This window comes from Lawsonibacter sp. OA9 (genome assembly GCF_022440585.1).
Map to the genome: position 1 here is coordinate 1 of NZ_JAKNTI010000031.1, position 8,841 is coordinate 8,841.

Sequence of the window (8,841 nt, forward strand, 5' to 3'; positions counted from 1 at the left end):
GCAGTTATAAAAAACCTTTGCCTGCCAAGAAGACAATTTCTATAAATGGCGTTTCGGTAATATTTATTATACGAAATCAGGAGAAGGAAAACCACTTCTTTTGATACATGATTTGCACCCAAGCAGCAGCAACTATGAATGGAAAAAACTAGTGGCTGCGTTGGAAAAACATTATACCGTTTACACTTTGGATTTATTAGGATGTGGACGTTCTGATAAACCAAAAATAACTTACACCAACTTTTTATATGTTCAATTAATCACCGATTTTGTTAAGAATGTGATACGTCAAAAAACTAACGTTATCTCCACTGGACTCTCAGCGTCATTCACATTATGGCATGTCTGAATGATGACAATGTTTTTGAAAAATTAATGTTAATTAGTCCCGAAGATTGCCGTATTAAATCAGTCTCCAACCAAACAATCTAAAGTTGCTAAGTTTTTTACTTGAGATTCCAATACTTGGAACACTAGTGTATCATATTCTAGTCTGCAGACCAATATTGAATTGCTTTTTACGGAGCAATATTTGTTTAATCCCTTTCATGCGGATCACTTATCAGTTGACACATATTATGAAGCCGCACACAAAGGAAACGGAGACGGGAAATACCTGCAATCAAGTATGTCCGGAAGATATGTCTACTGCAATATTGCACATGCGTTAAAAGAAATTAATAACAGCATATTCATCTTATCAGGAGAAAAAAAGGAAGGAATACAGGAAACTATTGCTCTTTATACCTCCCTGAACTCTTCTATTGAATCGGAGTTGATTCCAAAAACATGTCAAATGCCACATATGGAAAACCCAGAAAAAGTTTTGGAGACAATTGGTATTTTCTTTTCCTATGGCTCTTGACATTAAGTCGTTTTTTTAGTATATTCATTATTACTGATGAAAAACTCTATGAGGGAGTAGTTGGCGGCATAACACCCGTGGTAATATCGACATACTGATGAAAATCCGGTATTACATGAAATAACGAGACTCATAGACAATAGCTTACAAAAAGTTATTGTCTATGTGTCTCGTTTTATATTGAAGGCAAAGAAGGAGAAAAAAATGAGTATTTGGACACTATTTACATTAGCAGTTGGACTTTCTATGGATGCATTTGCAGTATCCGTCTGTAAGGGCCTGGCTTTACGTCAGGTTAAATTGAAAAATTGTATACTGGTGGGCCTCTGGTTTGGAGGTTTTCAGGCATTAATGCCTCTGTTCGGTTATTTTCTTGGTATCCAATTTAAAGATTACATAACTGCATTTGATCATTGGATAGCTTTCGTTTTATTATCCCTGATCGGTATCAGTATGATCAAAGAGGCGGTGACAAAGGATGAGGAATGTGCTGATCCTTCACTGGAATTTAAAGATATGCTGATATTAGCAATTGCGACAAGCATAGATGCTTTGGCCGTCGGAATAACCTTTGCCTTTTTACAAGTCAATATTACAGCTGCCGTTTCATTTATAGGAATTATTACCTTTTGTATATCTATGATCGGAGTTAAAGTTGGCAGCTTATTTGGCACAAAGTATAAATCAAAAGCTGAGCTTGCAGGCGGGATTATTTTAATATTGTTAGGTTTAAAGATTCTTTTTGAACATCTTGGTATTTTGTTTTAAAAAAAATGACTGCCCATCAGTACAAACTGATTGGGGCAGTCATTTTTGTTTAACTAATCAACTCCTGATATTCTCTGATAAGATTTCTTACCTTCATTTTATTAACGAGATAATTTTTATCATCCTGGCGCTGAGCCAGATAAAAATTTGAATCATATGGGTAATATTTTACGCTGACTGTTGATCCGTCTTTCTTAATAAAATCAAATGACAGTTCTGCATCTCCTTTTGGCAGGGTTCCCTCTTCGGCCATTTCCTGCGCAGTGACAGCAACCACATTATTATAGAAGGTGCTGAATCCGAGTGTATCCATCTCTTCTCCATCCATATAATATACTGTCTTACTCTCTTCTTCATCATCTTCCGATGTCACAGTATCCAGCGTAAATGTGTGTGCACTTCCACCATAATTAACTGTCAGGCTTTCCAAATCTTTTAAAAATATATTGCTGACTGTCAGGTTTTCCACATTTTCGATTGCACCATCCAAAACCTGAGAAAGTGATTCTGATGAGATCGCATGCACTTCACTGGACCCTTCAACGGATGTATAACGGTTGCCATTACCATCCTCATTACCTATATACAAGACCATACTCTTTTCAACGGTCTTTGTCTCTTCTGTGGATTCATCTGTTTCTTCACTCACTGTATATGTGACTTTCAATGTCGCATACGGTTTCTCAAGTCCATACTCTGCAGGATTCTCACAATTGTAATCATAATAATTAGCATATGTGAATCCTGCGATTGCTGACTGAAGTGAGCTTACAGCAGAGCTCTCAGCATCTGAAACATTACCGGATGCATCCGTATAGGACCACCCTGAATCAGCAGTATCAGAATTCTGCAGAACAAATGAGTGCTGTCCCTGATCAAGCTCAACTTTTTCTACATTACTTCCCACGATCGTCGGATAATTTTCACCCTCTGCATAATTCATCAGACTACCTGCAAATACCGTTGACAGATCACTGTCCGTCGTATAAACCGTATTCTTATCATCATTGAGATATACGTAACAGCTACCCGTCGATTCATTCGAATTGCCGACTGTTATTTTTATATTTCCGTCATCCTTTGTTACAATCTGTATTACGTTTTGGGGCTTATCCAGACCATATTCACTCAGATCTTCCACGTTTTCAAGTGTCCTGTTTGCCGTCACCTCTGTCAACGCATCCGTCAGAACTGTCATCTGATCTGCCTTTACAGGAAAACTGTCATCACTTTCCAATGCCCAGGCATCTTCATTTTTAACAAAGACGACATCCTCCCCTGAAATCTTAAAACCGATACTTTTAATGTTATCCACATTCACAGACATAATCTCTGATGTTTCTTCACTTTCTTCAGCCTCTTCCTCCGCCTGATTGTGGTTTTTTAATAAAATATAGGTGACAGCCAAAAAAACCAGAACAGCCAGAAGAATGATCAAATTAACGACCTTTCTTTTTTTCATCACTGTTTTCTCCTCTTCAGCCAAATTACCAGTCCGCATACGAGACACAATCCAGGCAAAATAATGATGGACATGATCATCCAGAAGCTGGCATTATAATTCGTCAGTGTCAGATAATCTGTCTGCAGGCTTTTGCTTTGGATAGAAACAGATGTTTCATCTCCGCTCTTACAAACAGCAGCTATTGATTCAGTAACCAGCTCCAGATTTCCACCTGATACCATTTGATTGACATTATCATTCAAGATACTGGAAGAAGAATAGTAGATAATTTTAGTCTCCTTATCATCATCTATACTCTCAGTGATATACATGCCAACATCAAAAGGACCTTCTATGTCTCCATCTGCCTTTTCATAATTCTCCATATTCTGAATATCCGTCTTACTGTATGCCTTATCGGACGTTGTAAGAATCGGAGTAAGAGTCAGAGTATCCCTGACCTGATCCAGTTTTTCAATTCCCTGAGCAATCGGCACCATAACATATTTTCCACTGTCTATCACATCTTCCGTCACATCCGATTCATTAACATTTGGAAGCAGATAATAGGGCATCTGGTAGCCATAATTTTTACTGTTGCCTTCCAAAACTACACCATCTACTGTTTTCACACCGTAATTTTCAAGTACTTTCTGGAAATTTGGCATATCTGTCTCGCTGTAATCAGAAAATATAATTGCATTTCCGCCATTCTCCAGATAGTCAATGACTTTATCCGCCTCTTCTTCAGACAAATCACTCGCAGGTGCCGCGATCATAATACCCTCCGCGTCTTCAGGGACATTTTCTTCTGTCATCAGATTCAATGTCTTTACTTCTACATTCTGTTTTGCAATCGCATCTGTAACCGTTGTGGATAATTCCAGTTCACCGTGTCCTTCCAGTGTATAAAGTACCGGGAGATCATCTGATGTAACATATTCTATCGCACTTGTCACCTGACCCTCCCCATCAAAAGCTGTAATACTCGAGGAGTAAGTCTGATAGTTTACTTCCGACTCGTACATCTGCCCATTATCAATTACCTTTGATTTTTCACCGCAGACCACAATCACACTGTTGTCAGCGAGTTCCTGATCCGTATACTGAGAGGTAAACTTTGGATGAAGTACTGGATCTTTTTTCTCAACTTTAATATGTTTTGACAGATCGTCATATCTCGTCAGCAATTTATCGATTGTATCATCTTCCTGTCCGCTCTGTGCGATATAATAAATCGTCACATCCTGATCCAGGGTATTCAGGTATTCTTTTGTATCATCGCTCACCGTGTATAACTTTGCCGCACTCAAATCAATTTGTGTATATTGAGAAGGTATCTCTGATACTATTAAATTAATGATAATAACTGCAGCTATCACTATCAAAGAGAGTATCACACTGTATGAACCATTCTTTAACTTCTTTTTTCCATCATTTTTAAATATTTTCTCTTTATTAAACTTCATGTTTAACTTCATCATTAACCTCCTAACTCCACCGTCTCTTTAATATTGACTGCATGGACAGGAATAAAAAGATTCCAATAACAGACAGAAAATAAACGACTCCTGTCAAATCCAAAATACCGTCAACAAAATTACTCAGGTGGCTGTTGATATTGAAAATATTTAAAAAGTTTTGAAATGCACCTTCAAACATGGAAGACTTAACGAGATAACATGCGACAACAATAATTTCACCGATAAGTCCAATGACAGTACTGATAAACACATTTTTTATCATCATATAAATGATCGCTGTCAGTATTAATACCAGAACAACAAAGGCAATCATGGAAGTCATCGCCGTATCTGAAAAGAAAGATGCAATTCCATCTGTCATATAACAGATAAATAATATGATAAACGACATCACTGCTGCGATAACCTGGCTTTCTGTCACAGAAGACAGGAACATACCAACTGCAATATTTCCACATCCAAGTAGAACAAAGCCCAAAATAGAAGTATACGCCATTGGAAGTGAAACCGTACCAAAACTTTTCATAACGATTGGATAACAACAGATTATCACCATAGGGACCATATAAATAGTCACGAGTGCAAGATATTTACCAATAATAATATCCTTCACAGAAACCGGGGATGTCAAAAGCATCTGATCCGTCTTCTGCTTCCTCTCTTCCGCCAGAACACGCATTGTAAGAATCGGTACTGCGATCAAAAATATAAAGGTAATAGAACTTAACGTAATACCGAATATTGGATATGCCGCCTGCAGATTATATGCTGTAAAGTAAATACCTGTCATCAGCAGTATAAAAAACATAAAAACATAACCGATCATTGAAGTAAGATAGCTTTTCAGCTCTTTTTTATAAATTGCCCGCATCTTCTTCCACCTCCTGTTCCCAGACCTCTTCTGTCTCCTCCTGGCTATCCTCCGTCAACTCGAGGAATACATCTTCCAGTGACAGTCTGCTGGATTCCATTCTTATAATCGGACATTTCTTTTCAGCAAATAAATAAAAGAGTTTTTCACGTATATCTGTGTCTTCAGCAGTCTTAATAGAAATATCAACTGCTCCCTCCTCCTGAGATTCATTAGCCGACATTTCTTCTATTTCAGATATGGAATTAAGTATTTCATACACATTTTCTCTGTCTGTTTTTATCGTCAATTCTAATTCATTAGATCCTATCATAAGCTTACTCAGATTTTCCGGAGTATCACTCGCTACCAGTTTACCATGTGCTATGATCATCACATAATCACAAACTGCACTTACCTCTGACAAAATGTGTGAACTCAAAATCACGGTATGCTTCTCACTCAGACTTTTAATCAGATCACGAATTTCAATGATTTGTTTCGGATCCAGACCCACTGTAGGTTCATCCAGAATAATAATCTCAGGATAACCGAGAATCGCCTGTGCCAGGCCCACCCGCTGCTTATATCCTTTGGACAGATTCTTGATCAGACGGCTCTGCATATCTGTGATCTTCACAAGTTCCATGACTTCTTCGATCAGCCGCTGTCTGTCTGCTTTTGATATCTTCTTAAGTTCAGCAGCAAACTTCAGATACTCTATCACTGTCATATCAAAATAAAGAGGCGGCTGTTCCGGAAGATACCCAATACTCTTTTTTGCCTCCCCGGGCTCATCCAGGATATTGTGTCCGTTTATAATCACTTCTCCCTCCGTAGAAGCAATATATCCCGTAATGATATTCATCGTTGTAGATTTTCCGGCACCGTTTGGACCTAAAAATCCGTAAATCTGGCCTTTTTCTACTGTGAACGAAAGGTTATCCACCGCAAGATGGTCACCGTACCGTTTCACCAGATTTTTTACTTCTATCAAATCAATTTCCCTCCTTTTAATGATCAGGGCTCAAAACCCCACATATTCCTATTCATTTTACGTTTTAATTGTGTTAAACATCCGAAAAAATTGTGTTTTTTTTATGAATTCATGCTACAATTTTCCTGTAAAACAAAGACAATAGGCCCTACAGAGGCATTATAAATGTGCCAGTGTAGAGCCAGCTATATTCTTTATGTTTTTTTAATTTATAATATCGGCTCCTTAGAAGGCATTCCTGCTTTGCGGGGATACTTCCCGGGTGTTTGTTTTATTTTCTTTATCACTACAAACGATCGTTCCATATCAGTATCTGCAAGCTGAAATTTAATCCGGGAAGTAATCTCGCCCCCAAGCACTTTCACTGCCCTCCCGGACACCTGTACTTCCTCATCAATTCTTCCTGATTTATATGGAATAAAAAAACCTCCTTCTGCCACAAACGGGAGACAATACTCAGAAAGTATATGAAGCCCTGCAACCGCCCGCGATACACAAAGCCCGAATGATTCTCTGTAATCTTTCTGTTTTGCATAATCCTCTGCTCTGCCATGCACATTTCGGATACCTGACAGGTTCAAAGCCAGGACCACTTCATCCAGGAATTTAATCCTCTTTGCAAGTGAGTCAAGGAGCACACATTCAACATCGGGAAACGCTATTTTCAATGGAATTCCGGGAAATCCGGCCCCTGTCCCGATATCAATCACATTTTTTATCTGTTTCATATCACATGCTTTAACAATCGCCAGACTGTCAATAAAGTGCTTGACCACTACTTCGTCCCACTCTGTGATACCAGTCAGATTCATTACTTTATTCCATTCTATCAGTATATCGTAATATAATGCGAACTGATGATACTGATGATCACTCAGTGTTATATTTAACTGTTCAACACCCTTTTTTAAATAAGTCAGGTCTTTTTCCAGCATTACATCTCTCCTTCCGTCCTCTGATTTTATGACTGTTTATGATATCCCTGAAGATATACCAGAAGAACAGAGATATCTGCAGGTGAGACACCTGATATTCTGGAGGCCTGCCCTATATTTTCCGGACGGTACAGATTCAGTTTCTGAACTGCTTCAATACGAAGACTCCTGATCTCACCGTAGTCGATATTTTCCGGAATCTTTTTTGATTCCATCTTTTTAAACTGCTCTACCTGCTTTAACTGTCTTTTAATATATCCATTGTATTTTATATTAATATTTACCTGTTCTGTTACATCACAGGGAAGTTTCGGTCTTGCAACGTCTATCTCTTTAAGTTCATCATAACTTAGTTCCGGTCTTCGAATCAATTCTCCCAAGGTAGTTCCTGATTTTAGGACCGTACTGTTTTTCTTTTCCAAAAGGCTCTGTACTTCCCTTGAAGCCCCTATATTTGTATTCTCTACTCTTTTTATCTCTTCTTCAATCTGTCGTTCTTTTGTTATCAGTCTCTGATAATCCTCCTCACTGATCAATCCCACTTCATATCCCTTTTTCCTGAGCCGAATGTCTGCATTATCCTGCCTTAACAACAGCCGGTATTCCGCACGACTTGTCATCATACGGTAGGGCTCCCTATTTTCCTTCGTCACAAGATCATCGATCAATACACCAATATAAGACTCGGAACGATCCAGGATCAAAGGTTCTTTTCCCTTAATCTGATGTACCGCATTGATTCCCGCTATCAGGCCCTGTGCGGCGGCTTCTTCATATCCTGAGCTTCCATTAAACTGTCCTCCGCTGAAAAGCCCCTTTATACTTTTAAACTCAAGTGATGGGCGAAGCTGACGCGGATTGATACAGTCATATTCGATCGCATAAGCATTTCTTACGATCTTTGCATTCTCAAGCCCTGGCACAGAATGATACATCTCATGCTGTACATCTTCTGGAAGAGAACTCGACATTCCTCCCACATACATTTCATTCGTATACAGTCCTTCGGGTTCCAGGAAAACCTGATGGCGGTTTTTATCCGAAAATTTCACAACTTTATCCTCAATCGAAGGACAGTATCTGGGTCCCGTTCCTTCTATCATTCCTGAGTACAAAGGTGAACGGTCCAGATTTTTTCGTATGATTTCATGTGTTTTTTCATTTGTATAAGTGAGCCAGCACGATACCTGATTAATCTGCACTTTCTCCGGATCCGTGGAAAAGGAAAACGGAACGACTCTTTCATCTCCGAACTGCTCTTCCATCTTTGTAAAATCAATACTTCTCCTGTCTATTCTTGCAGGTGTTCCTGTCTTAAACCGCAGTATTTCAATTCCATTTTTCTTCAGCGAATCCGTCAGATGGTTGGCAGCCTGAAGACCATTTGGCCCAGTAAAATTACTGATATCCCCATAGATGCATCTTGCCTTCAGATAGGTTCCGGTACACAGTATGACTGCACTGCACAGATACGTCGCTTTTGAAAATGTTTTTACAC

Annotated in this window: 9 protein-coding genes; 3 read left to right on the forward strand and 6 right to left on the reverse strand. The window is 38.8% G+C overall.

All coding sequences use genetic code 11. The annotated features are described in order from the left end of the window. Positions 1 to 100: 100 nt before the first annotated feature. From MCG44_RS15200 to MCG44_RS14810, 3 genes are all read left to right on the forward strand, one after another. Positions 101 to 349 carry an alpha/beta fold hydrolase gene (locus MCG44_RS15200; RefSeq protein WP_412531162.1) on the forward strand — a complete coding sequence of 83 codons (249 nt, stop codon included), beginning with the start codon at positions 101 to 103 and terminating at the stop codon, positions 347 to 349. 279 nt (positions 350 to 628) lie between these two features. Continuing rightward, positions 629 to 865: a hypothetical protein gene (locus tag MCG44_RS14805; RefSeq protein ID WP_240289001.1), complete on the forward strand. Its 237-nt coding sequence runs from the start codon at positions 629 to 631 to the stop codon at positions 863 to 865. A gap of 204 nt (positions 866 to 1,069) precedes the next feature. Further along, positions 1,070 to 1,633, forward strand: coding sequence for a manganese efflux pump MntP family protein (locus tag MCG44_RS14810; RefSeq protein WP_240289002.1), 564 nt, complete (start codon positions 1,070 to 1,072; stop codon positions 1,631 to 1,633). A gap of 49 nt (positions 1,634 to 1,682) precedes the next feature. Here MCG44_RS14810 and MCG44_RS14815 read toward each other — a convergent pair whose 3' ends face one another. The 6 genes from MCG44_RS14815 to mnmG form a co-directional block, all read right to left on the reverse strand. Beyond that, positions 1,683 to 3,095 carry a DUF4340 domain-containing protein gene (locus MCG44_RS14815; RefSeq protein ID WP_240289003.1) on the reverse strand — a complete coding sequence of 471 codons (1,413 nt, stop codon included), beginning with the start codon at positions 3,093 to 3,095 and terminating at the stop codon, positions 1,683 to 1,685. Continuing rightward, positions 3,095 to 4,558 (reverse strand): GldG family protein, encoded by a 1,464-nt coding sequence (locus MCG44_RS14820; protein WP_240289004.1) that lies wholly within the window; start codon positions 4,556 to 4,558, stop codon positions 3,095 to 3,097. The genes MCG44_RS14815 and MCG44_RS14820 overlap by 1 nt, the downstream gene beginning before the upstream one ends. Before the next feature lie 10 nt (positions 4,559 to 4,568). Continuing rightward, positions 4,569 to 5,432: an ABC-2 transporter permease gene (locus MCG44_RS14825; protein ID WP_240289005.1), complete on the reverse strand. Its 864-nt coding sequence runs from the start codon at positions 5,430 to 5,432 to the stop codon at positions 4,569 to 4,571. After that, positions 5,416 to 6,408 (reverse strand): ABC transporter ATP-binding protein, encoded by a 993-nt coding sequence (locus tag MCG44_RS14830; RefSeq protein WP_240289006.1) that lies wholly within the window; start codon positions 6,406 to 6,408, stop codon positions 5,416 to 5,418. Before MCG44_RS14830 ends, MCG44_RS14825 begins: the two co-directional genes overlap by 17 nt. 209 nt (positions 6,409 to 6,617) lie before the next feature. After that, a complete protein-coding gene (gene rsmG, locus MCG44_RS14835; RefSeq protein ID WP_240289007.1) occupies positions 6,618 to 7,343 on the reverse strand; it encodes a 16S rRNA (guanine(527)-N(7))-methyltransferase RsmG in 726 nt (241 codons plus the stop codon). A 26-nt stretch (positions 7,344 to 7,369) separates the two neighbouring features. After that, positions 7,370 to 8,841: tRNA uridine-5-carboxymethylaminomethyl(34) synthesis enzyme MnmG (mnmG, locus tag MCG44_RS14840; RefSeq protein WP_240289008.1), on the reverse strand; the 1,472-nt coding region annotated here is incomplete at its 5' end.

Bases quoted from the DNA above. Each gene is read 5' to 3' on its own strand.
- MCG44_RS14805 (WP_240289001.1), top strand. From the start codon at position 629: ATGTCCGGAAGATATGTCTACTGCAATATTGCACATGCGTTAAAAGAA.
- MCG44_RS14810 (WP_240289002.1), top strand. From the start codon at position 1,070: ATGAGTATTTGGACACTATTTACATTAGCAGTTGGACTTTCTATGGAT.
- MCG44_RS14815 (WP_240289003.1), bottom strand. From the start codon at position 3,095: ATGAAAAAAAGAAAGGTCGTTAATTTGATCATTCTTCTGGCTGTTCTG.
- rsmG (WP_240289007.1), bottom strand. From the start codon at position 7,343: ATGCTGGAAAAAGACCTGACTTATTTAAAAAAGGGTGTTGAACAGTTA.
- MCG44_RS14825 (WP_240289005.1), bottom strand. From the start codon at position 5,432: ATGCGGGCAATTTATAAAAAAGAGCTGAAAAGCTATCTTACTTCAATG.
- MCG44_RS14820 (WP_240289004.1), bottom strand. From the start codon at position 4,558: ATGAAGTTAAACATGAAGTTTAATAAAGAGAAAATATTTAAAAATGAT.